At 63.7% G+C, this 23,593-nt stretch carries 15 protein-coding genes, 2 tRNA genes and 3 rRNA genes; 10 read left to right on the top strand and 10 right to left on the bottom strand.

Annotated elements, in window-relative coordinates:
* Positions 1 to 174 precede the first annotated feature (174 nt).
* From Bsp3421_RS31130 to Bsp3421_RS31100, 7 genes are all read right to left on the bottom strand, one after another.
* Positions 175 to 753 (bottom strand): GNAT family N-acetyltransferase, encoded by a 579-nt coding sequence (locus Bsp3421_RS31130; RefSeq protein WP_274000639.1) that lies wholly within the window; start codon positions 751 to 753, stop codon positions 175 to 177.
* A gap of 305 nt (positions 754 to 1,058) precedes the next feature.
* Positions 1,059 to 1,172 (bottom strand): 5S ribosomal RNA (rrf, locus tag Bsp3421_RS31125).
* Between the two features lie 184 nt (positions 1,173 to 1,356).
* A 23S ribosomal RNA gene (locus tag Bsp3421_RS31120) occupies positions 1,357 to 4,235 on the bottom strand.
* 293 nt (positions 4,236 to 4,528) lie between these two features.
* Positions 4,529 to 4,604, bottom strand: a tRNA-Ala gene (locus Bsp3421_RS31115).
* 79 nt (positions 4,605 to 4,683) lie between these two features.
* Positions 4,684 to 4,760: transfer RNA gene (locus Bsp3421_RS31110), tRNA-Ile, on the bottom strand.
* Between the two features lie 61 nt (positions 4,761 to 4,821).
* Positions 4,822 to 6,351, bottom strand: a 16S ribosomal RNA gene (locus tag Bsp3421_RS31105).
* Together the 16S, 23S and 5S rRNA genes with 2 tRNA genes alongside form the textbook arrangement of a ribosomal RNA operon.
* Before the next feature lie 512 nt (positions 6,352 to 6,863).
* Positions 6,864 to 8,150 carry an SGNH/GDSL hydrolase family protein gene (locus tag Bsp3421_RS31100; protein ID WP_274000638.1) on the bottom strand — a complete coding sequence of 429 codons (1,287 nt, stop codon included), beginning with the start codon at positions 8,148 to 8,150 and terminating at the stop codon, positions 6,864 to 6,866.
* A gap of 187 nt (positions 8,151 to 8,337) precedes the next feature.
* Here Bsp3421_RS31100 and paaA point away from each other — a divergent pair, with 187 nt between their 5' ends.
* The 8 genes from paaA to Bsp3421_RS31060 all read left to right on the top strand — a co-directional run bounded on the left by paaA (position 8,338) and on the right by Bsp3421_RS31060 (position 14,595).
* Positions 8,338 to 9,336: a 1,2-phenylacetyl-CoA epoxidase subunit PaaA gene (gene paaA, locus Bsp3421_RS31095; protein WP_274000636.1), complete on the top strand. Its 999-nt coding sequence runs from the start codon at positions 8,338 to 8,340 to the stop codon at positions 9,334 to 9,336.
* Between the two features lie 40 nt (positions 9,337 to 9,376).
* Positions 9,377 to 9,661 carry a 1,2-phenylacetyl-CoA epoxidase subunit PaaB gene (gene paaB, locus Bsp3421_RS31090; protein WP_089439024.1) on the top strand — a complete coding sequence of 95 codons (285 nt, stop codon included), beginning with the start codon at positions 9,377 to 9,379 and terminating at the stop codon, positions 9,659 to 9,661.
* Positions 9,662 to 9,671: 10 nt separating this feature from the next.
* The gene (gene paaC / locus Bsp3421_RS31085; RefSeq protein ID WP_274000633.1) at positions 9,672 to 10,475 is read left to right on the top strand and encodes a 1,2-phenylacetyl-CoA epoxidase subunit PaaC; all 804 of its coding nucleotides are present in this window, start codon (positions 9,672 to 9,674) and stop codon (positions 10,473 to 10,475) included.
* Positions 10,476 to 10,498: 23 nt separating this feature from the next.
* Positions 10,499 to 11,059 (top strand): 1,2-phenylacetyl-CoA epoxidase subunit PaaD, encoded by a 561-nt coding sequence (gene paaD, locus Bsp3421_RS31080; RefSeq protein ID WP_274000631.1) that lies wholly within the window; start codon positions 10,499 to 10,501, stop codon positions 11,057 to 11,059.
* A 1-nt stretch (position 11,060) separates the two neighbouring features.
* Positions 11,061 to 12,149, top strand: coding sequence for a 1,2-phenylacetyl-CoA epoxidase subunit PaaE (gene paaE / locus Bsp3421_RS31075; protein ID WP_274000630.1), 1,089 nt, complete (start codon positions 11,061 to 11,063; stop codon positions 12,147 to 12,149).
* A 115-nt stretch (positions 12,150 to 12,264) separates the two neighbouring features.
* Entirely contained in the window at positions 12,265 to 13,089 is an 825-nt protein-coding gene (locus Bsp3421_RS31070) for a DUF1835 domain-containing protein (protein WP_274000629.1), read from the top strand.
* A gap of 20 nt (positions 13,090 to 13,109) precedes the next feature.
* Positions 13,110 to 13,715, top strand: coding sequence for a TetR/AcrR family transcriptional regulator (locus Bsp3421_RS31065; RefSeq protein ID WP_274000627.1), 606 nt, complete (start codon positions 13,110 to 13,112; stop codon positions 13,713 to 13,715).
* A gap of 232 nt (positions 13,716 to 13,947) precedes the next feature.
* Positions 13,948 to 14,595 (top strand): GNAT family N-acetyltransferase, encoded by a 648-nt coding sequence (locus Bsp3421_RS31060; RefSeq protein ID WP_274000625.1) that lies wholly within the window; start codon positions 13,948 to 13,950, stop codon positions 14,593 to 14,595.
* Between the two features lie 65 nt (positions 14,596 to 14,660).
* Here Bsp3421_RS31060 and Bsp3421_RS31055 read toward each other — a convergent pair whose 3' ends face one another.
* Positions 14,661 to 15,176 (bottom strand): Lrp/AsnC family transcriptional regulator, encoded by a 516-nt coding sequence (locus tag Bsp3421_RS31055; RefSeq protein ID WP_274000624.1) that lies wholly within the window; start codon positions 15,174 to 15,176, stop codon positions 14,661 to 14,663.
* A gap of 154 nt (positions 15,177 to 15,330) precedes the next feature.
* Here Bsp3421_RS31055 and hppD point away from each other — a divergent pair, with 154 nt between their 5' ends.
* On the top strand, positions 15,331 to 16,428 hold the full coding sequence (gene hppD, locus Bsp3421_RS31050; RefSeq protein WP_274000623.1) for a 4-hydroxyphenylpyruvate dioxygenase: 1,098 nt from the start codon (positions 15,331 to 15,333) through the stop codon (positions 16,426 to 16,428).
* Between the two features lie 78 nt (positions 16,429 to 16,506).
* Here the strand turns inward: hppD and Bsp3421_RS31045 are convergent, their stop codons facing one another.
* Entirely contained in the window at positions 16,507 to 16,701 is a 195-nt protein-coding gene (locus Bsp3421_RS31045; RefSeq protein ID WP_274000622.1) for a hypothetical protein, read from the bottom strand.
* A gap of 319 nt (positions 16,702 to 17,020) precedes the next feature.
* On the opposite strand from Bsp3421_RS31045, the gene Bsp3421_RS31040 reads away from it, so the two are divergent.
* The gene (locus Bsp3421_RS31040) at positions 17,021 to 20,602 is read left to right on the top strand and encodes an indolepyruvate ferredoxin oxidoreductase family protein (protein WP_274000620.1); all 3,582 of its coding nucleotides are present in this window, start codon (positions 17,021 to 17,023) and stop codon (positions 20,600 to 20,602) included.
* A 561-nt stretch (positions 20,603 to 21,163) separates the two neighbouring features.
* Here the strand turns inward: Bsp3421_RS31040 and Bsp3421_RS31035 are convergent.
* The gene (locus tag Bsp3421_RS31035) at positions 21,164 to 23,440 is read right to left on the bottom strand and encodes an NADP-dependent malic enzyme (RefSeq protein WP_274000618.1); all 2,277 of its coding nucleotides are present in this window, start codon (positions 23,438 to 23,440) and stop codon (positions 21,164 to 21,166) included.
* Positions 23,441 to 23,593 lie beyond the last annotated feature (153 nt).

The following is a 23,593-nucleotide window of genomic DNA, read 5'->3' as shown; positions in this document are numbered from 1 at the left end:
GCCGCCCATATCCGTCTGCCTCCGCTACCCAGGCTCGCACCTGAAAAACAGAAGACCGCCATCATACGGTCTGCGGCGCGTTGCGCCAATAGCGAAATGCCAGTTTTCGCCAAAGAAATCCCGAAATTGTGCAAATTGACGCGAATGGCCCCGCACCAGGCGGCCTGGAGCACTTCAATCCCTGTCCGACGGGTTGATCAACGAGGTCAGCACGTGGTCGGCCCACGCACCGTCGATCTTCAGATAGCGCTTTGCCAACCCCTCACGCTCGAAGCCCAGGTGCGCGAGCAGCACTGCACTGCGCGTATTCTCGGGGCGATGGTTGACCATGATCCGGTGCAGCTGCAGAACCTCGAATGCATGGGCGATAGCGAGCCTCAAGGCGGCCGCCATCAGCCCGCGCCCTTCCTCGCGCGCATCGATCGAGAAGCCGAGGTGGCAGGCCTGGAACGGACCGCGGACAATATTCGTAAAGTTGCACTCGCCGACGATGCCCGAGGCACCGGGGCGATCCAGCACGAGGTGAAGGGCGGTATGTGCGGCATGGCTTCGAAGCACGGCGTCGAGCCGCGCGTGCATAGCGTCGAGCGTATGGAACGACGCTGCCCTGCTCGGCTCCCAGCGCTTGAGGTGGGTCCGGTTTTCGACGGAGTAGCGCAGGAGGTCGGGCGCATCGCCTGCGCGAATCAGGCGCAGCCTGATGTCGTCGCGAACGAGCAAGCCGTCTTCGGGAAACAGGAAGCGGTGCGACATGGCCATTCGCCCGAGGAGTGGAAGGCCGGCATCTTGCCAGAATCGACGATGGGTATGCTTTTTTCGTGCATGTGCGCGAGACGGGAAGCCGCTCGATGCTTCAGGCGTGCGAGGTGCTGGAGACGTCCGTTACTGCGGGCGGAGGAAGCGTTGCTTCATGGCTGCGCGCGCAACGACCTGGGCGTCGCCCGCGATTCATCGCCCGGTCCTGATCCGGGTCGGGCGGTATCTATGGGGAACCGGGAGAATTCGGGCGCGCAAAAAGCAAAACCCCCGCCGGATGGGCGGGGGTTTTGGCAGAGGGAGCCTGACGATTACCTACTTTCACACGGGCAATCCGCACTATCATCGGCGTAGAGTCGTTTCACGGTCCTGTTCGGGATGGGAAGGGGTGGGACCGACTCGCTATGGTCATCAGGCAAAGAGGGTTGTCGCGCTGCTTCGCAACGCGACCAATCTGGGAAGAAGCAGTAATTTTGGGGTTGTGAGGTTGTATCTCACACGTACGCGGTACTTCAACCGTCGTACATCGAGTGCCTTGCACTCGACGCTCGATGTCCGTCTGCGCTGAAGCGCTGACGGACATCGAGACAGACTTGTTATAGGATCAAGCCTTACGGGCAATTAGTATCAGTTAGCTGAACGCATTACTGCGCTTACACACCTGACCTATCAACGTCCTGGTCTCGAACGACCCTTCAAGGAGGTCAAGCCTCCAGGGATATCTCATCTCAAGGCGAGTTTCCCGCTTAGATGCTTTCAGCGGTTATCTCTTCCGAACATAGCTACCCGGCGATGCCACTGGCGTGACAACCGGTACACCAGAGGTTCGTCCACTCCGGTCCTCTCGTACTAGGAGCAGCCCCCTTCAAATATCCAACGCCCACGGCAGATAGGGACCAAACTGTCTCACGACGTTTTAAACCCAGCTCACGTACCTCTTTAAATGGCGAACAGCCATACCCTTGGGACCGGCTACAGCCCCAGGATGAGATGAGCCGACATCGAGGTGCCAAACACCGCCGTCGATATGAACTCTTGGGCGGTATCAGCCTGTTATCCCCAGAGTACCTTTTATCCGTTGAGCGATGGCCCTTCCATACAGAACCACCGGATCACTATGACCTGCTTTCGCACCTGCTCGACTTGTCGGTCTCGCAGTTAAGCACGCTTATGCCATTGCACTATCAGCACGATTTCCGACCGTACCTAGCGTACCTTCGTACTCCTCCGTTACGCTTTGGGAGGAGACCGCCCCAGTCAAACTGCCTACCATGCACTGTCCCCGATCCGGATCACGGACCAAGGTTAGAACCTCAAACAAACCAGGGTGGTATTTCAAGGACGGCTCCACCGAAACTAGCGTTCCGGTTTCATAGCCTCCCACCTATCCTACACAGATCGGTTCAAAGTCCAATGCAAAGCTACAGTAAAGGTTCATGGGGTCTTTCCGTCTAGCCGCGGGTAGATTGCATCATCACAAACACTTCAACTTCGCTGAGTCTCGGGAGGAGACAGTGTGGCCATCGTTACGCCATTCGTGCAGGTCGGAACTTACCCGACAAGGAATTTCGCTACCTTAGGACCGTTATAGTTACGGCCGCCGTTTACCGGGACTTCAATCAAGAGCTTGCACCCCATCATTTAATCTTCCGGCACCGGGCAGGCGTCACACCCTATACGTCCACTTTCGTGTTTGCAGAGTGCTGTGTTTTTATTAAACAGTCGCAGCCACCAGTTTATTGCAACCCCTTCACCCTTTGCCCGCAGGGGCATCAAGCTACAAGGGCGTACCTTATCCCGAAGTTACGGTACCAATTTGCCGAGTTCCTTCTCCCGAGTTCTCTCAAGCGCCTTAGAATACTCATCTCGCCCACCTGTGTCGGTTTGCGGTACGGTCATTGTTAAACTGAAGCTTAGAGGCTTTTCTTGGAACCACTTCCAATTGCTTCGCTTCCTAAGAAGCTCGCGCCACACCCTTGAATTCTGCACCCGGATTTGCCTAAGTGCCTTCTCCAATGCAGCGACCGGGACTTCCAACACCCGGACAACCTTCCGCGATCCGTCCCCCCATCGCATTTAACAATGGTGCAGGAATATTGACCTGCTTCCCATCAGCTACGCATTTCTGCCTCGCCTTAGGGGCCGACTCACCCTACGCCGATGAACGTTGCGTAGGAAACCTTGGGCTTACGGCGAGGGGGCCTTTCACCCCCTTTATCGCTACTCATGTCAGCATTCGCACTTCCGATACCTCCAGCACGCTTTTCAACGCACCTTCGCAGGCTTACGGAACGCTCTCCTACCATGCACAACTAGTGTGCATCCGCAGCTTCGGTATATAGCTTAGCCCCGTTACATCTTCCGCGCAGGACGACTCGATCAGTGAGCTATTACGCTTTCTTTAAAGGGTGGCTGCTTCTAAGCCAACCTCCTGACTGTTTTAGCCTTCCCACTTCGTTTCCCACTTAGCTATATTTGGGGACCTTAGCTGGCGGTCTGGGTTGTTTCCCTCTTGACACCGGACGTTAGCACCCGATGTCTGTCTCCCGTGATTGCACTCTTCGGTATTCGGAGTTTGCTATGGCGGGGTAATCTGCAATAGACCCCCCAACCATGACAGTGCTCTACCCCCGAAGGTGAGACACGAGGCACTACCTAAATAGTTTTCGGAGAGAACCAGCTATTTCCAAGTTTGTTTAGCCTTTCACCCCTATCCACAGCTCATCCCCTAACTTTTCAACGTTAGTGGGTTCGGACCTCCAGTACGTGTTACCGCACCTTCATCCTGGCCATGGATAGATCACTTGGTTTCGGGTCTACGCCCAGCAACTGAACGCCCTATTCGGACTCGCTTTCGCTACGCCTGCCCTATACGGTTAAGCTTGCTACTGAACGTAAGTCGCTGACCCATTATACAAAAGGTACGCCGTCACCCGTTTCCAGGCTCCGACTGTTTGTATGCATGCGGTTTCAGGATCTATTTCACTCCCCTCCCGGGGTTCTTTTCGCCTTTCCCTCACGGTACTGGTTCACTATCGGTCGATCACGAGTATTTAGCCTTGGAGGATGGTCCCCCCATCTTCAGACAGGATTTCACGTGTCCCGCCCTACTTTTCGTACACTTAGTTCTTTCTCGCTGTTTTCGTCTACAGGGCTATCACCTGCTATGGCCGCACTTTCCAGAGCGTTCGACTAACAACAAAAATAAAGAGTACAGGCTGATCCCATTTCGCTCGCCACTACTTTGGGAATCTCGGTTGATTTCTTTTCCTGCGGTTACTTAGATGTTTCAGTTCACCGCGTTCGCTTCACATAGCCTATGTATTCAGCTATGGATACTCCAGAAGGAGTGGGTTTCCCCATTCGGACATCTACGGATCAATGCTTGTTTGCCAGCCCCGTAGCTTTTCGCAGGCTACCGCGTCCTTCATCGCCTGTGATCGCCAAGGCATCCACCACATGCACTTATTCGCTTGACCCTATAACGAGTCTGTCTCGTCTTTCGACTTACAGCCGTTACAGGTTGAGTTCTCGCGTTGTGCCGTATTCCAATTGAGCCGAACATGAAGTTCGAATCATCTTGAGATACATCGATACAATCACAACCCGGATAGTTTTCACGTCCATCTCAAGACGCTTCCGCTATCCAAATTACTTACTTCTTCCAGATTGTTAAAGAACGACAGCCGATATGGTATTACTCATATCACTCTGACTGGCTCAATCGCCAATGACAAAAGTTCGATCACGTCGAACGCTTGTCATTGAAGATTGGTGGAGGCAGACGGGATCGAACCGACGACCCCCTGCTTGCAAAGCAGGTGCTCTCCCAGCTGAGCTATGCCCCCATACAGAGACTTCCTCAGGTTTCTGCCCGCGGTTAGCGGCACAGTACCGAAGCACTGAACCATCACACGTCAGACAACTTGGTGGGTCTGGTTGGATTCGAACCAACGACCCCCGCCTTATCAAGACGGTGCTCTAACCGACTGAGCTACAGACCCCTGAGTCTGTCTTGATAAACAGCCGATAAGCGTGAGCGCTCAACTTTGTGCGAAGCTCGAGAAAGGAGGTGATCCAGCCGCACCTTCCGATACGGCTACCTTGTTACGACTTCACCCCAGTCATGAATCCTACCGTGGTGACCGTCCTCCTTGCGGTTAGACTAGCCACTTCTGGTAAAACCCACTCCCATGGTGTGACGGGCGGTGTGTACAAGACCCGGGAACGTATTCACCGCGGCATGCTGATCCGCGATTACTAGCGATTCCAGCTTCATGCACTCGAGTTGCAGAGTGCAATCCGGACTACGATCGGTTTTCTGGGATTAGCTCCCCCTCGCGGGTTGGCAACCCTCTGTTCCGACCATTGTATGACGTGTGAAGCCCTACCCATAAGGGCCATGAGGACTTGACGTCATCCCCACCTTCCTCCGGTTTGTCACCGGCAGTCTCCTTAGAGTGCTCTTGCGTAGCAACTAAGGACAAGGGTTGCGCTCGTTGCGGGACTTAACCCAACATCTCACGACACGAGCTGACGACAGCCATGCAGCACCTGTGTATCGGTTCTCTTTCGAGCACTCCCGAATCTCTTCAGGATTCCGACCATGTCAAGGGTAGGTAAGGTTTTTCGCGTTGCATCGAATTAATCCACATCATCCACCGCTTGTGCGGGTCCCCGTCAATTCCTTTGAGTTTTAATCTTGCGACCGTACTCCCCAGGCGGTCAACTTCACGCGTTAGCTACGTTACTAAGGAAATGAATCCCCAACAACTAGTTGACATCGTTTAGGGCGTGGACTACCAGGGTATCTAATCCTGTTTGCTCCCCACGCTTTCGTGCATGAGCGTCAGTATTGGCCCAGGGGGCTGCCTTCGCCATCGGTATTCCTCCACATCTCTACGCATTTCACTGCTACACGTGGAATTCTACCCCCCTCTGCCATACTCTAGCTTGCCAGTCACAAATGCAGTTCCCAGGTTAAGCCCGGGGATTTCACATCTGTCTTAACAAACCGCCTGCGCACGCTTTACGCCCAGTAATTCCGATTAACGCTCGCACCCTACGTATTACCGCGGCTGCTGGCACGTAGTTAGCCGGTGCTTATTCTTCCGGTACCGTCATCCCCCCGGGGTATTAGCCCAAAGGATTTCTTTCCGGACAAAGTGCTTTACAACCCGAAGGCCTTCTTCACACGCGGCATTGCTGGATCAGGGTTTCCCCCATTGTCCAAAATTCCCCACTGCTGCCTCCCGTAGGAGTCTGGGCCGTGTCTCAGTCCCAGTGTGGCTGATCGTCCTCTCAGACCAGCTACTGATCGTCGCCTTGGTAGGCCTTTACCCCACCAACTAGCTAATCAGCCATCGGCCAACCCTATAGCGCGAGGTCCGAAGATCCCCCGCTTTCATCCGTAGATCGTATGCGGTATTAATCCGGCTTTCGCCGGGCTATCCCCCACTACAGGACATGTTCCGATGTATTACTCACCCGTTCGCCACTCGCCACCAGGTGCAAGCACCCGTGCTGCCGTTCGACTTGCATGTGTAAGGCATGCCGCCAGCGTTCAATCTGAGCCAGGATCAAACTCTTCAGTTCAATACCTGTTACTGTTTTTCGGTTTCGTTAGAAACCGGTCGCTCACTCAAAGCTGACAGGTATATGAATTGCTTCATAAACCTGACTTACTTTAGTGTGAGACTCTTGATACTTTTGCTTGATCCGATCCGAAGATCAGACTCGCATCCCATCAAGCGCCCACACTTATCGGCTGTTAATTTTTAAAGAGCACATCTGCGAGGCGGGCCGGACTTCTTATCGACCTTCTCAGCAGCGCTGCGTTTTCAGCAGCAGAGAAGCGAGATTATGATCAATTCAGAGCAGCGCGTCAACAACTTTTTTCATCGCGCTGATCGTCCTGCTATCGATCAACCATCTTTGCCCAACACGCTTGAAACCCGCGCCAGGCTTTGCTTCTCTTCCTTCGCGCTGCGTTTCCGTTAGCGCGAAAGAGGCGTGATTGTAGGCACGCTTTTCCCGCCACGCAAGCCCTTTTTAAGGGTTTCATTAAAATTTTATGAAAAAGGCGCCCGATCGGGCGCCTCCCCCGCTCAGCGGCCCTTCGTCAACGCCTCCAGCCAGGCTTGAGGCACCGCATCCGCCATCGCCGCGTACCCCGCGTCACTCGGATGGATGCCGTCACCGCTGTCATAGCGTCGTTGCAGCACGCCAGGCCGCGCCGGATCCCGCAGCGCCGCATCGAAATCCACCACGCCATCGAACGCCCGCGACGTCCGGATCCATTCGTTGACCGCCACCCGGATCGCCTCGCGCGCCGGCGGCAGCCCCGCCGGCGTCAGCGTCGCGCCATACAACGCCACGCCACGCTCGTGCGCAGCCGCGATCAGCCGTCGATACCCGGCAATCAGCGCGGCCGCGCTCACCTGCGTATGCGGCGCGTCGCAATCGAGCCCCGCGCGCGGCGGCATCGCGGCAAAATTGATGTCGTTGATGCCGATCAGCAGCACCGCCGCCCGCGCCCCCGTGCGCGACAGCGCATCCCGCGCGAAACGCTTCTCCAGCGCCTCGCCGTAGCACGGCGAATCGCTCAGCAGACGGTTGCCGCTGATCCCCAGATTCACCACGCCCACCGGCCGCCCGCCCAATGCCGACACCCGGCGCGCCAGCGCGTCGGGCCACCGGCGGTTCTGGTTCAGGCTCGAGCGCAGGCCGTCGGTGATCGAATCGCCAATCGCCACCACCGCCCCCGCCGGCGGCTCCGGACTCTCCACCGCCAACTCGGTCACCCACGCGGATTGCGTGAAGCGCACCCGGAATGCCTGCGCCCCGGAATCAGCCGCATGGTTGCCCGGCACCGACACATAGTTGGACTGGTTCGCCACCCGATGCCATACCGACATCCGCTGGCGCGCGCCTATATATAGACTGAGCGCGTAGGGTTCGCCCGCCGCAACCTCGAACGCGACCGGATCGCTGTCCCGCTCCTGCCCGGGCGCCACTTCCACCCCCGGGCGCCCGCCGAACGTCACGGGCGCCGACACCCCGTCCCGCACCGCCGCGCCGCCCGCCGAACGCCCGATCCGCAGCGCATCGATCACGAGCGGCGTGCTGCCGTACGCGTTGCTCACGCGGACGCGCACCGCCCGCCCGGCCACCGTCGGATAAACGATCTGGCGCAGCGTGCGCCCGGCCACGTCCGGCGCCTTGTAAAGCGGCGGCGGCGCAGCCAGCTCCGGAATCGGCTGCAGCGCGCTCGCCCAGGCCGCCACCCAATGCGACGCCGCTCCCGGCGCGCCGCCTCCGGCGGCCGACGCCCACTGCGACAGCACCAGCGCGGCGCAACCTGCGAGAACGGGGAAACAGCGGCGGAATGTCATGCGCATCACCTCACGAGAAAGGATGTGCATTCTGCCCCAGATCCCACGCGCACTCCGCCTCGGCCGGCGTCGACCATCTCGAATCATGGTTTACCCTTATCTTTCATGCGCAAGCTCAAATAATTTATTAACCGTCCGGTCGGTTAATTTATACTGCAGACACATTCCCCTGGACGAGTCCATCGACATGTACACGCAATCCCTCGACATCTCCGGCAACGTCGCGCCGCTCGATGGCGCCGCCGATTCGCCCGAACTGGCCCGATTCGACGCCGTCATGGCCGCCGACGGCAAGATCGAGCCGCAGGACTGGATGCCCGACGCGTATCGCAAGACCCTCGTGCGCCAGATTTCGCAGCACGCGCACTCGGAAATCGTCGGGATGCTGCCCGAAGGCAACTGGATCACCCGCGCCCCGAGCCTCAAGCGCAAGGCGATTCTGCTCGCGAAGGTCCAGGACGAGGCGGGCCACGGCCTCTATCTATATAGCGCGGCCGAAACGCTCGGCGTGTCGCGCGACACGCTTATCGACGCGCTGCACGCCGGCAAGGCCAAATATTCAAGCATCTTCAACTATCCGACGCCCAGTTGGGCGGACGTCGGCGTGATCGGCTGGCTCGTCGACGGCGCCGCGATCATGAACCAGATCCCGCTGTGCCGCTGCACCTACGGCCCCTACGCGCGCGCGATGATCCGCGTGTGCAAGGAGGAGTCGTTCCATCAGCGCCAGGGCTTCGACGCGCTGCTCGCGATGATGAAGGGCACTGACGCCCAGCGCGAGATGGTGCAGCAGGCCGTGAACCGCTGGTGGTGGCCGGTCCTGATGATGTTCGGCCCCAGCGACGCCGACTCGATCCACAGCAACCAGTCGAGCAAGTGGGGCATCAAGCGCATCTCGAACGACGACCTGCGCCAGAAGTTCGTCGACGCGACCGTCGAGCAGGCGAAGGTGCTCGGCGTCACGCTGCCCGACCCGGACCTCACGTGGAACGAGGCGCGCGGCCATTTCGACTACGGCGCGATCGATTGGGATGAATTCTGGCGCGTGGTCAACGGCGACGGCCCGTGCAACAAGGAGCGCCTCGCCACCCGCGTGAAGGCGCACGACGACGGCGCCTGGGTCCGCGCCGCCGCGCTCGCGCACGAGCAGAAGCGCCGCGCCCGCGAACACCCGCAGGCTGCGTGAAGCACGCCGCCGCCCCGCATTCAGGAATCAGGAGACAGTGATGAACAAGGAATGGCCAATCTGGGAAGTGTTCGTGCGCAGCAAGCAGGGACTCGACCACAAGCATTGCGGCAGCCTGCACGCAGCCGACGCGTCGATGGCGCTGCGCATGGCGCGCGACGTCTACACGCGCCGCCAGGAAGGCGTGAGCATCTGGGTGGTGCCGTCGGCGGCGATCACCGCGTCCGATCCGAACGAGAAGGCGGAGCTGTTCGAACCGGCGGGCGACAAGATCTATCGCCATCCGACGTTCTATACGCTGCCCGACGAAGTCAACCACATGTAAGCGGCGCGCCATGACGATCACCCCACAACATCTCGCCTACGTGCTGCGCCTCGCCGACAACGCGCTGATCCTCGGCCAGCGCAATGCCGAATGGTGCGGCCACGGCCCGATCCTCGAAGAGGACATCGCGCTCACCAACATGAGCCTCGACCTGATCGGCCAAGCCCGCCTGCTCTACACGCATGCGGCCGACCTCGATCGCCGGCTCGGCGGCCCCGCGCGCACCGAGGACGACTACGCATACTTCCGCACCGAGCGCGAGTTCGCCAACTACACGCTGGTCGAGCTGCCGCACTACGGGCCGCTGTCCGGCACCGCGCAGGCGGACAAGGACTACGCGGTCACGATCGTGCGCAATTTCTTCTACGCGACGCTGATGCTGCACGCGTGGACCGCGCTCGAGACCTCCCGCGATCCGCAGCTCGCGGCCATCGCCGCCAAGTCGATCAAGGAAACCCGCTATCACGAGCACCACGCGCGCGAATGGCTGGTCCGCTTCGGCGACGGCACCGACGAGTCGCACCGCCGCGCGCAGGCCGCGCTCGACTACCTGATCCCGTACACCCGCGAATTCTTCTCGATCGACGCGGTCGAGGACGCCGTCGCTGCCACCGGCATCGGCCCGACGATGGCCTCGCTCGAAGCCGCGTGGCGCGCCGATATCGACGCCGCCCTCGCCGAGGCAACGCTCGCGCTGCCCGAGCCGGTCCGACACGTGCCGACCGGCAAGCTCGGCGAACACTCGGAACACATGGGCTTCCTGCTCGCCGAGATGCAGAGCCTCGCACGCCAGCATCCGGGCGCGTCCTGGTAAGCGCCGAGCCGTCACGGAGCCCGATGATGCCCGCCCTCCACGATCCCGCCCCCACCGCACCGCGCCACGCCGACCCGCTCGTCGCCGAGGCCTGGCGCGTGCTCGAAGCGGTGCCCGACCCGGAAATCCCGGTCGTGTCGATCCGCGAGCTGGGCATCCTGCGCGAGGTCCGGCGCGCGGCCGACGGCACGCTCGACGTGGTCATCACGCCGACCTACTCGGGCTGCCCGGCGATGTCGCAGATCGCCGAGGACATCGGGCTCGCGCTCGCCCGGGCCGGCCTGCCCGCGCACCGCATCGAGACCGTGCTCGCGCCCGCCTGGACCACCGACTGGATCACCGCGGAAGCCCGCGACAAGCTGCGCGCGTACGGCATCGCGCCGCCGACCGGCCAATGCGGGAGCGCCGCCGCGCCCGCCGAACGGGTCGTGCGTTTCCGCCCGAAGCCGCTCGCGGCGCCCGCGTGCCCGCGCTGCGGGTCGGCCGACACGGAACGTCTCGCCCAGTTCGCGTCGACGGCCTGCAAGGCGCTCTACCGCTGCGTCGACTGCCGCGAACCCTTCGACTACTTCAAACCCTACTGATATGGCGACTCCGCAATTCCACCCGCTGCGCATCCGCGACGTGCGACCCGAGACCGCCGACGCGGTCACGGTCTCCTTCGAGGTCCCGCCCGAACTGCGCGAACACTACCGTTTCACGCAGGGCCAGTTCGTCACGCTGAAAACCCACATCGATGGCGAGGAAACGCGGCGCTCGTACTCGATCTGCGTCGGCACCACCGACTACGACCGCGACGGCGAGCTGCGCATCGGCATCAAGCGGGTGCGCGGCGGCCGCTTCTCGAACTTCGCGTTCGACACGCTCAAGGCCGGCCACACGATCGACGTGATGACGCCCGACGGCCGCTTCTTCACCCATCTGAACGCCGGGCACGGCAAGCAGTACGTCGCGTTCTCGGGCGGCTCGGGGATCACGCCGGTGCTCGCGATCATCAAGACCACGCTCGAACTGGAGCCGCGCAGCCGCTTCACGCTGATCTACGGCAACCGCAGCGTCGACGCGATCATGTTCGCCGAGGAGCTGGAGGACCTGAAGAACCGCTTCATGGAACGGTTCGCGCTGTACCACGTGCTGTCCGACGACCTGCAGGACGTCGAACTCTTCAACGGCGTGCTGAACCAGGAGAAATGCGCGGCCTTCCTCGACACGCTGACGCCCGCCGCCTCGATCGACGAGGCCTTCATCTGCGGCCCGGCGCCGATGATGGACGCCGCCGAGGCCGCTCTGGCCGCGGCCGGCGTACCAGCCGGCCGGATCCACGTCGAGCGCTTCGGCTCGCCGCTGCCGCAGGCGGGCGCGCCGAGCGTCGACATCACCGATGCGACGCCCGCCGCCGACCTCGAGATCGTGCTCGACGGCAATCGCCGCAAGCTGCGCCTGCCGTATGAAGGCGTCAGCCTGCTCGACATCGGCCTGCGCGCCGGTCTCGCGCTGCCGTACGCGTGCAAGGGCGGCGTCTGCTGCACCTGTCGCGCGAAGGTGCTCGAGGGCGAGGTCCGCATGGACAAGAACTACACGCTCGAGGACCACGAGGTGAAGGACGGCTTCGTCCTGACCTGCCAGTGTCATCCGATCAGCGACCGGGTCGTGGTCAGCTACGACGAGCGCTGAGCCGAGCCGGCGGTTTCGCGCCGCCGGCCATCTCGCTTACACTAGGGGCCGCCCGTCGGCCGGCCGCTTCGCCGCGCCGGTCGCCGGGCGGCTTTCCTTTGTCGACGACAGGCCCATGAGTACTCTCCACGTCACCCTGGGCGGCTCCGCCGCCGCTTCCCTGCGCGTCGCGCTTGCCGACGCGGGTCGCGACGAGCGCGTCATCGAATTGCGCGACGACCTGGCCATCGGCCCGCTGCGCGGCATCGACGAGCTTCCCGACACGCGCGCCGCCTTCTGGGAGCGCGTGATGGGCGACATCCTGCCGGACTGGCAGACCGAGGTGCGCGACGAGCTCGCGACGCTCGAACAGCTCGCCGCCGGCGATGGGCAGGTGGTGGTCTGGCATGCGCAGAGCGTCGCCGACCAGCTGATGCTGCGGCGGGTCGCCTACCATCTGCGCAATGTCCCGCAGCGCCTGAACGAAGTGCGCCTGTCGAGCGCCGATGTCGACGATCCGCAGTCGTGGGTCCACCTGCGCACCGACACCGCCACCGCCACCGGCATCTTTCCGCCCGCGACGCTGCGCGCGAAGCTGCCGGAGGCCGCGCCGATCTCGGTGCTGCGCATCAGCCGGCTCGCGCTCGAATGGCAGGAGGCCAAGCAGGCCAATGCGGAACTGCGCTACTGGATCGGCAATACCTTCAAGAGCGGCCACTATGCCGACCTCGATGTGCTCGTGCTCGAACACGTGCCCGGCGAATGGGCGCCGGCGGCCCGCACGATCGGCTCGGTGATGGGCTGCGCCGACCGCGGCCACCTGTTCGTCAGCGACTCGATCGCGTTCTGGCGCTGCCGCGAGCTGGCGGCGGCCGGCCGCGTCGAGCTGCGCGGCGGCGAACCGAGCATCGACAACCTGCGTGCGCTCACGCTGCGCGCCGTCCCCGCCTCCCCCCGCTAACCCGAGCAGACGACTCTCCCATGGCCCGCACCCGAGCGCCCGACCACGAATCCCAGCGCGAGCAGATCCTCGACCTCGCCGCCGCCAAGTTCGCCCAGACCAGCTACCCGAGCACGTCGATGACGGACCTCGCCACCGCGAGCGGCACCTCGAAGGCGCGCCTCTATCACTATTACGAGAGCAAGGAAGCGATCCTGTTCGACCTGCTCGACCGCTACACGAAGCGGCTGATGCTGATCATCGCCGAGGTCGAGGGCGTGAGCCAGCGGCGCGGCCTCAGCGAGCGCGACGCGTTCGCCGAGCTGGTGCGGACCTTCCTCGCGGAGTACGAGACCTCGCACAGCCGCCACGTCGCGCTGCTCAACGACGTCAAGTACCTCGAAGACACGCAGCGCCAGGTGATCCTCGACCGGCAGCGCGATATCGTCGCCGCGTTCGCGCGGCAGCTGGCGCGCGCGTATCCGGAACGCATCGCGAAGGAAAACCAGACCTCGGTGACGATGATGGTGTTCGGGATGATCAACTGGACCTTCACCTGGCTCAAGCCGGGCGGCCGCCTCGGCTACCGCGACTTCGCCGAGCAGGTGATCGACATGATCGAGAACGGCCTGTCCGGCACGGCTTGATTTTCCGCAAAGCAGCATGCGTTGCGTGGGAATGACAGTGCGCCTGCCTGTCGCCCCTCCCGACATTTATGCAAATTTCCTGCAAAAACAGACGTTTACAGGAAATTTAAAACATATCTAGAATTCATACTCGAAACAATACTCGGGTTTTCCCCAGGTTCCGAACCGTCGATCGGCTAAACTGTTGTTGCATTGCACCAAACCGATTGCACGGTCTTTTGAGGAACCCACGATGAACACGTCTGTCAGCCGTCCTGCCGCGTGGTCCGGCAACGTCGGCCCCGCGCCGGTTCTCGTCCGGGAACTGGCTTCCACCGACCGCGAGCAACTGCTCACGCACTTTCTCACGCTCGACGACGACGATCGCCTGCTCCGCTTCGGCCAGATCGTCCCCGATCACGTGCTCGACAACTACGTCCGCACGATCGATTTCTCGCGCGACACGGTGTTCGGCGTCTTCGACCACCAGCTCAAGCTGATCGGCGTCGGCCATCTGGCCTACCTGCCGGCCGAGGGCGACAAGCGCACCGCCGAGTTCGGCGTGTCGGTGCTCGAATGCGCGCGCGGCAACGGCGTCGGCTCGAAGCTGTTCGAGCGCGCCGCGATCCGCAGCCGCAACACCCAGGTGACGATGCTCTATATGCACTGCCTGTCGCGCAACGCCACGATGATGCACATCGCGAAGAAGTCGGGCATGCGGATCGAATACGCGTACGGCGAAGCCGATGCCTACCTGTCGCTGCCGCCCGCCGATCATTCGACGATCCTCGCCGAAATGATGCAGGAGCAGGCCGCGGTGTTCGACTACGCGCTCAAGCGTCAGGCGCAGCGCGCCACGCAGATCTTCGAATCGCTGCTGCCCGCGGGGCTGACGGCCTGAGCGGCCTCATCCTCGCCAGCATGCACGGGCGGCCTCCAGGGCCGCCCGTTTCATTTGGCGCGCGCTCAGCGGATCGGCAGCGCGGTCGTCTCCTTGAAGCGTTCGAGCGAGAAGCTCGTCTTCACGTCGATCACCGACGGATGGTGCAGCAACTGCTCCTGCACGAAGCGCGAAAAATGCGCCATGTCCTCGACCTGCACGCGCAGCAGGTAATCCATGTCGCCCGTCATCGCGTGGCACGCGACCACCTCCGGCCAGGCCTGCACCGCCGCGCGGAACAACTGCGCGTGCGTCGCGCCGGCGCGGGCCGACGCTTCGTCGCCGCGCGCCGGCGCGAGGCCGCCGCGCTTCTCGAGCCGCACGCTCACGTAGGCGAGCAGGTCGAGCCCGAGCTTCTGCGGATCGAGCAAGGCCACGTATCCCGTGATCACGCCAGCCTCCTCGAGCCGCCGAATCCGCCGCAGGCACGGGCTCGGCGACAGGTTCACCCGCTCGGCGATCTCCTGGTTCGAGAGCCGCCCGTTCTCCTGCAGGATGGCCAGGATCCGCCGATCGATCGCGTCCAATTCCACGCGCGCCATTTTCTGCCTCTCCGGTCGTTTATTTGATTGGGAAATTGCGCAAGCGTAGCGAACCGCGATTAAGTTCGCAAGTATCCGCCCGCCCCGCCCCGCTACACTTTGCCGCACGCAGACCTTCCCGCGATACAGCCCGCCAAGGGCATCAGGAGACACCATGCAGATCCCAACCTGGGACAATCCCGTCGGCACCGACGGCTTCGAATTCATCGAATACACGGCGCCGGACCCGAAGGCGCTCGGCCAGCTGTTCGAACGGATGGGCTTCACCGCCGTCGCGCGCCACCGCCACAAGGACGTGACGCTGTATCGCCAGGGCGACATCAACTTCATCGTCAACGCGGAGCCCGATTCGTTCGCGCAGCGCTTCGCGCGTCTGCACGGGCCGTCGATCTGCGCGATCGCGTTCCGCGTGCAGGATGCGGCGAAGGCCTACCGCCACGCGCGCGATCTCGGCGCATGGGGCTTCGACAACAAGACCGGCCCGATGGAACTGAACATCCCGGCGATCAAGGGCATCGGCGATTCGCTGATCTACTTCGTCGACCGCTGGAAGGGCAAGAACGGCGCGGCGCCCGGCAGCATCGGCGACATCAGCATCTATGACGTCGACTTCGAGCCGATCGCCGGCGCGGAGCCGAACCCGGCGGGCCACGGCCTCACCTATATCGATCACCTGACGCACAACGTCCACCGCGGCCGCATGCAGGAATGGGCGGAGTTCTACGAGCGCCTGTTCAACTTCCGCGAAGTCCGCTACTTCGACATCGAAGGCAAGGTGACCGGCGTGAAGTCGAAGGCGATGACCTCGCCGTGCGGCAAGATCCGCATCCCGATCAACGAGGAAGGCTCGGACACGGCCGGCCAGATCCAGGAATACCTCGACGCCTATCGCGGCGAAGGGATCCAGCACATCGCGCTCGGCGCAGCCGACATCTACGGCGCGGTCGACGGCCTGCGCGCCAAGGGCGTCACGCTGCTCGACACGATCGACACCTACTACGAGCTGGTCGACCGCCGCGTGCCGAACCACGGCGAGTCGCTCGACGAACTGAAGAAACGCAAGATCCTGATCGACGGCGCGCGCGACGACCTGCTGCTGCAGATCTTCACGGAGAACCAGATCGGGCCGATCTTCTTCGAGATCATCCAGCGCAAGGGCAACCAGGGTTTCGGCGAAGGCAACTTCAAGGCGCTGTTCGAATCGATCGAACTCGACCAGATCCGCCGCGGCGTGGTGCAGGACAAGGCATAAGCGGCCCGCGCGGCCGATGCCAATGAAAAGGGCGGGAATCCTCCGATTCCCGCCCTTTCTTCATTCCGGCCCGGCGTTTCAGGCCGCCGCGGGGCGCACTGCGCGCGGCGCCGCCCAGCCGGTCACCGCGATGTCGCCCACGGCGGGCACGACCTGCAGCTGCGGCATCGCCGCGACCGCCAACGCGCTCGCGCCCGCCGAACGGGCCGGCCCGCTCATCGCGAAAAAGGCCGTGGACACCATCAGGAAATTCTGGATATGTCGTGTATGCATAGCACCTCCTTTTCAGCGCCTGGCCGCGCCGCCATCGCATCAACGCGCGGATAAACCGGGGGCGCCTCCAGGCAGGCCGTCAGGCTAATGGCATTCGGCGCGCAATGCGCCCCGATTTACATGCTTTTACATGCTGTAACGCCTTGATTCCGTGCTGATTCATCGGCCTCCCGCGCTGTTCCCGAGCGGCAAGCGGCGGGTTTCCCCCAGTGCTACCATCGCTTAAAACCCGCCAATATGGCGGCCCCGGGCCGACGCGTTCACAAGACGCCGACGCGCGAGTTTTGGCGATCCCAAACTGGGTGGAGGAGATAAGACAATGAATGCCCCGCTAGACGCAGGTCAGCGCGCGTCACTGGAAGCCGCGCTGAAATCCGTCACGCTCGATGACAAATACACGCTCGAACGCGGTCGCGCGTACATGAGCGGCATCCAGGCGCTGGTCCGCCTGCCGATGCTCCAGCAGGAACGCGATCGCGCCGCCGGCCTCAACACCGCCGGCTTCATTTCCGGATATCGGGGCTCCCCGCTCGGCGGGCTCGACCTGTCGCTGTGGAAAGCGCAGAAGCACCTGGCCGCGCACCAGATCGTCTTCCAGCCCGGCCTGAACGAAGACCTCGCCGCCACCGCCGTGTGGGGCTCTCAGCAAGTCAACCTGTACCCCGGCGCGAAGCACGACGGCGTGTTCTCGATGTGGTACGGCAAGGGCCCGGGCGTCGACCGCACGGGCGACGTATTCAAGCACGCGAACTCCGCGGGCTCGTCCCGCCACGGCGGCGTGCTCGTGCTCGCGGGCGACGACCACGCGGCCAAGTCCTCGACGCTGGCCCATCAGTCCGAGCACATCTTCAAGGCCTGCGGGCTTCCCGTGCTGTTCCCGTCCAACGTCCAGGAATATCTCGACTTCGGCCTGCACGGCTGGGCGATGAGCCGCTATTCCGGCCTGTGGGTCGCGCTCAAGTGCGTGACCGACGTGGTGGAATCGTCGGCCTCCGTCGACATCGATCCGCACCGCACCCAGATCGTGCTGCCGACCGACTTCATGATGCCCGAGGGCGGCCTCAACATCCGGTGGCCGGATCCGCCGCTCGTGCAGGAAGCCCGCCTGCTCGACTACAAGTGGTACGCGGCCCTCGCCTACGTGCGCGCGAACAAGCTCGACCGCATCGAGATCGAATCGCCGCACGCGCGCTTCGGCATCATCACGGGCGGCAAGGCCTACCTCGACGTGCGCCAGGCGCTCAGCGACCTCGGCCTCGACGACGATACCTGCGCGCGCATCGGCATCCGCCTCTACAAGGTCGGCTGCGTGTGGCCGCTCGAAGCGCAGGGCGCGCAGTCGTTCGCGCGCGGCCTCGAGGAAATCCTGGTGGTCGAGGAGAAGCGCCAGATCCTCGAATACGCGATCAAGGAAGAGCTGTACAACTGGCCGGACGGCCAGCGTCCCCGCGTGTTCGGCAAGTTCGACGAGAAGGACGGCGCGGGCGGCGAATGGTCGGTGCCGATGGGCAACTGGCTGCTGCCCGCACACTACGAGCTGTCGCCCGCGATCATCGCGAAGGCGATCGCGACGCGGCTCGACAAGTTCGACCTGCCGTCCGACGTGCGCGCACGGATCGCCGCGCGCATCGCGGTGATCAACGCGAAGGAGATGGCGCTCGCGAAGCCCCACGTGACGACCGAGCGCAAGCCGTGGTTCTGCTCCGGCTGCCCGCACAACACCTCGACCAACGTGCCCGAGGGCTCGCGCGCGATCGCCGGCATCGGCTGCCACTACATGACGGTCTGGATGGACCGCAGCACCAGCACCTTCAGCCAGATGGGCGGCGAAGGGGTGCCGTGGATCGGCCAGGCGCCGTTCACCGACGAGAAGCACGTGTTCGCGAACCTCGGCGACGGCACCTATTTCCACTCGGGGCTGCTCGCCGTGCGCGCGGCGATCTCCTCGAAGGCGAACATCACCTACAAGATCCTCTACAACGATGCGGTCGCGATGACGGGCGGCCAGCCCGTCGACGGCGTCCTCACGGTGCCGCAGATCACGCACCAGCTCGCGGCCGAAGGCGCGAAGAAAATCGTGATCGTCACCGACGAGCCCGAGAAGTACCAGGGCACGACGCTGCTCGCGCCGGGCGTGACGATCCATCACCGCGACGCGCTCGACGACGTGCAGCGCATGCTGCGCGAGATCGAGGGCACCACGATCCTGATCTACGACCAGACCTGCGCGACCGAGAAGCGCCGCCGCCGCAAACGCGGCGCGTATCCGGACCCGGCCAAGCGCGCCGTGATCAACGAGGCGGTCTGCGAAGGCTGCGGCGATTGCTCGGTGAAGTCGAACTGCCTGTCGGTCGAACCGCTGGAGACGGAGTTCGGCACCAAGCGCCAGATCAACCAGTCCAGCTGCAACAAGGACTTCTCGTGCGTGAAGGGCTTCTGCCCGAGCTTCGTGACCGTCGAAGGCGGCGAGCTGAAGAAGCCGAAGGCGGTGTCGGTCGACGGCAGCGCGCTGCCCGCGATCCCCGAGCCCGTCCCGCCCGCGCTCGACCATACCTTCGGCGTGCTGGTCACGGGCGTCGGCGGCACCGGCGTCGTGACGATCGGCGCGCTGCTCGGGATGGCCGCGCACCTCGAGAACAAGGGCGTCACGGTGCTCGACGTCACCGGCCTCGCGCAAAAGGGCGGCGCCGTGATGAGCCACGTGCAGATCTCGAACGCGCCGTCCGACATCCACGCGACCCGCATCGCGATGGGCGACGCCAACCTCGTGATCGGCTGCGACTCGATCGTGACGGCGGGCGACGAATGCACGTCGCGGATGCGCCATGACGTCACGCGCGTCGTCGTCAACAGCGCACAGACGCCGACCGCCGAGTTCATCAAGAACCCGAAGTGGTCCTTCCCGGGCCTGAGCGCCGAACAGGACATCCGCGCCGCCGCCGGCAACGACGTCGACCTGATCGACGCGAACCACTTCGCGGTCGCGCTGCTCGGCGACGCGATCTACACCAACCCGTTCATGCTCGGCTACGCATGGCAGCGCGGCTGGCTGCCGCTGTCGCTCGCCTCGCTCGTGCGCGCGATCGAACTGAACGGCGTGCAGATCGACAAGAACCGCGCGGCGTTCGACTGGGGCCGGCGCGCCGCGCACGACCTGGCGAGCGTGCGGAAGGCCGCCTCGGGCGGCGTACAGGCGTCCTCCGGCGCGACGGTGATCTCGCTGCACACGAAGAAGGCCGTCGACGCCCTGATCGCCACGCGCGTCCAGCATCTGAGCGCCTATCAGGACGCCGCCTACGCGGCGCGCTTCACCGCCGTCCTCGGCAAGGTGCGGGCGGCCGAGCGCGCGCTCAGCAGCTCCGATCTCGCCCAGGAAGCGCTGACCGAGGCGGTCGCGCGCAACCTGTACAAGCTGATGGCGTACAAGGATGAGTACGAGGTCGCGCGCCTGCAGTCGGATCCGGCGTTCCTGGCCCGGCTCAAGGCGCAGTTCGACGGCGACTGGAAGCTCAAGTTCCACCTTGCGCCGCCGCTGTTCGCGAAGAAGGATGCGCACGGCCATCTGATCAAGAAGCAGTATGGTTCGTGGATGCTGCCGGCGTTCCGCCTGCTCGCGAAGCTGAAATTCCTGCGCGGCACGGCGTTCGATCCGTTCGGCCGTACCGAGGAACGGCGCACCGAGCGCGCGCTGATCGGCGAATACGAAGCGCTGATCGGGCAGCTGATCGGCGGGCTGACGGCGAGCAAGATGCCGCTCGCGCTGGAGCTGGCGAACCTGCCCGACGAGATCCGCGGTTACGGCCACGTGAAGGAGAACAACCTGCGTGCGGTGCGGATCAAGTGGAAGACGCTGACCGGGCGCTGGAACGGCTCGGGTGACACGGCGCGGCACGTCGCCTGAACACGCGGCGTCCGGCATTGAAGGAAGGCGGCTCAGGCCGCCTTCTTTTTTGCCTGCCCGGCCGGCGTAGCGCCATCTCGCCGATCGATCGGCCGATCACCGCCAGACAGTCGGCGCAACGACGATCGCCGGGCGCACCCATGCGATGCGACGGCGCATCCGCCATACGCGGCGCGCCGGCGTCTCGTCGCAGGCTTCGTTCATCCGGTTCATCGGCGATTCCTCGCGCCGGTTCGGGCGCGCGGGAATCCACGGAAAACCGTCCGCGACAGGTCACGGCGGCCGCGGCCTGCCAAACCGGCTGAGACTGAACCGGGATGGTCGGTTCGGACCTGAACGTGCGCCCGCCGGGCCGCGGGCAACGATCCGGCCGGCTTGCCCCATGCGCCCGATCATCCATGGCCGCCGCAGCCTGCCACGCCGCCCCATCCGGAACGGTCGGACCGAACCCAGGCGCATGCCCCACACCGCTGAGCGCCGGGCCGCACGCGAAAAAAAACGCCACGAAACGCGCGTTTCGTGGCGTGGATGACGCAGGCGGCGCAGCCGCGCCGCCTCGGGTCAGCGCGCGACGTTGTTGACGTTCGCCGCGGCCACCGCCGTCATGTTGATGATCCGGCGCACCGTCGCGGCCGGCGTCAGGATGTGCACCGGCTTCGCCGCGCCGAGCAGGAACGGCCCGACCGTCACGCCTTCACCGCCGACCATCTTGAGCAGGTTGTACGCGATGTTCGCCGCCTCGACGTTCGGCATGATCAGCAGGTTCGCCTCGCCGTGCAGCGCGGTGCCCGGGAAGGCGGCCTTGCGCACGGCCTCGGACAGCGCCGCGTCGCCGTGCATTTCGCCGTCGACCTCGAGCTGCGGCGCACGCTCGGCGATCAGCCGGCGCGCTTCCGCCATGCGTCGCGACGACGCCGACGGCGCGCTGCCGAAGTTCGAGTTCGACAGCAGCGCGGCCTTCGGCGTGATGCCGAAGCGCTCGATCTCGGCAGCCGCCTGGATCGTCATGTCGGCCAGCTGTTCCGCGCTCGGCAGCTCGTTCACGTAGGTGTCGCACATGAACAGGTTGCGGCCCGGCAGCATCAGCAGGTTCATCGCCGCGAAATGCTCGGCGCCCGACGCACGGCCCAGCACCTGCTCGATGAACTTCAGGTGGCTGTGGTACGTGTCGATCATGCCGCAGATCATGCCGTCGGCATCGCCCAGCTTCACCAGCATCGCGCCGATCAGCGTGTTGAACTTGCGCAGCGCCGCCTTCGCGACCTCGGGCGTCACGCCGTCGCGCGCGCCGACCTCGTGATAGGCCTGCCAGCATTGCTGGTAGCGCGGATCGTCTTCCGGATTCACGATCTCGAAATCGACGCCGCACTTGAGCTTCGAGCCGATCTTCTGCAGGCGCATCTCGACGACCGACGGACGGCCGACGATGATCGGCTTCGCGATCTTCTCCTGCAGCACGAACTGCGCGGCGCGCAGCACGCGCTCGTCCTCGCCTTCCGCGAACACGATCCGCGCGGCCTTCGACTTCGCCGTCGCGAACACCGGACGCATCACCATGCCGGTGCGGTACACGGTCGCGCCGAGCTGCTCGCGGTACGCATCCATGTCCTGGATCGGGCGCGTCGCGACGCCGGAATCCATCGCGGCCTGCGCGACGGCCGGCGCGATCTTGATGATCAGGCGCGGATCGAACGGCTTCGGGATCAGGTAGTCCGGGCCGAATTCGAGCGAATGGCCTTCGTAGGCCTTCGCCACTTCCTCGCTCTGGTCGGTTTCCTGCGCCAGCTCGGCGATCGCACGCACGCATGCGAGCTTCATCTCCTCGGTGATCGTCGTCGCGCCCACGTCGAGCGCGCCGCGGAAGATGAACGGGAAGCACAGGACGTTGTTGACCTGGTTCGGGTAGTCCGAACGGCCGGTCGCGACGATCGCGTCCGGGCGGACCGCCTTCGCGTCTTCCGGGCGGATCTCCGGCTCCGGGTTCGCGAGCGCCAGGATCAGCGGCCGGTCGCCCATGGTCTTGACCATGTCCTGCTTCAGCACGCCCGCGCTCGAGCAGCCGAGGAACACGTCGGCGCCCTGGATCGCGTCGCCGAGCGTACGCGCGTCGGTGTGCGCCGCATAGCGCTGCTTGGACGGATCGAGATTGCCGCGCCCTTCGTAGATCACGCCCTTCGAATCGGCCACGAGCACGTTCGCCTGGTTCAGGCCGAGCTTGACCAGCAGATCGAGGCAGGCGATCGCCGCCGCGCCTGCGCCCGAGCACACGAGCTTCACTTCGCCGAGCGACTTGCCGACCACCTTCAGGCCGTTCAGGATCGCCGCGGACGCGATGATCGCCGTGCCGTGCTGGTCGTCGTGGAAGACGGGAATCTTCATCCGCTCGCGCAGCTTCTGCTCGATGTAGAAGCACTCGGGCGCCTTGATGTCCTCGAGGTTGATGCCGCCGAGCGTCGGCTCGAGCATCGCGATCGCGTCGACCAGCTTGTCCGGGTCGGATTCGGCCAGCTCGATGTCGAACACGTCGATGCCCGCGAACTTCTTGAACAGGCAGCCCTTGCCCTCCATCACCGGCTTCGCGGCGAGCGGGCCGATGTTGCCGAGGCCGAGCACCGCCGTGCCGTTGGTCACGACGCCGACGAGGTTGCCGCGCGACGTGTATTTCTGCGCATCGAGCGGATCGGCGTGGATCGCTTCGCACGCAGCGGCGACGCCCGGCGAGTACGCCAGCGACAGATCCAGCTGGTTCGACAGCGGCTTGGTGGGGGTGACCGAAATCTTGCCGGGTTTCGGATTCAAATGGTAGGCAAGGGCTGCCTGCTTCAGTTGTTCGTCCATGATTGACCTGCGAGAGACTGCGTAATTAAGGACTCGGCACCAGATACCGTGAGCCGCGTTCCGGGAAATCGAGGGGATAGTCGACTGCGGCGGCCGTCGCGCGCCGGGTTGGCGCGCCATCGAACCTTGGCGGATGGCAAGAGGGAGGTACCG

The organism is Burkholderia sp. FERM BP-3421 (assembly GCF_028657905.1).
Classification (GTDB): Bacteria; Pseudomonadota; Gammaproteobacteria; order Burkholderiales; family Burkholderiaceae; genus Burkholderia.
The sequence above is the reverse complement of the archived record's forward strand: the minus strand, read 5'-3'. Positions and strand labels throughout refer to the sequence as shown.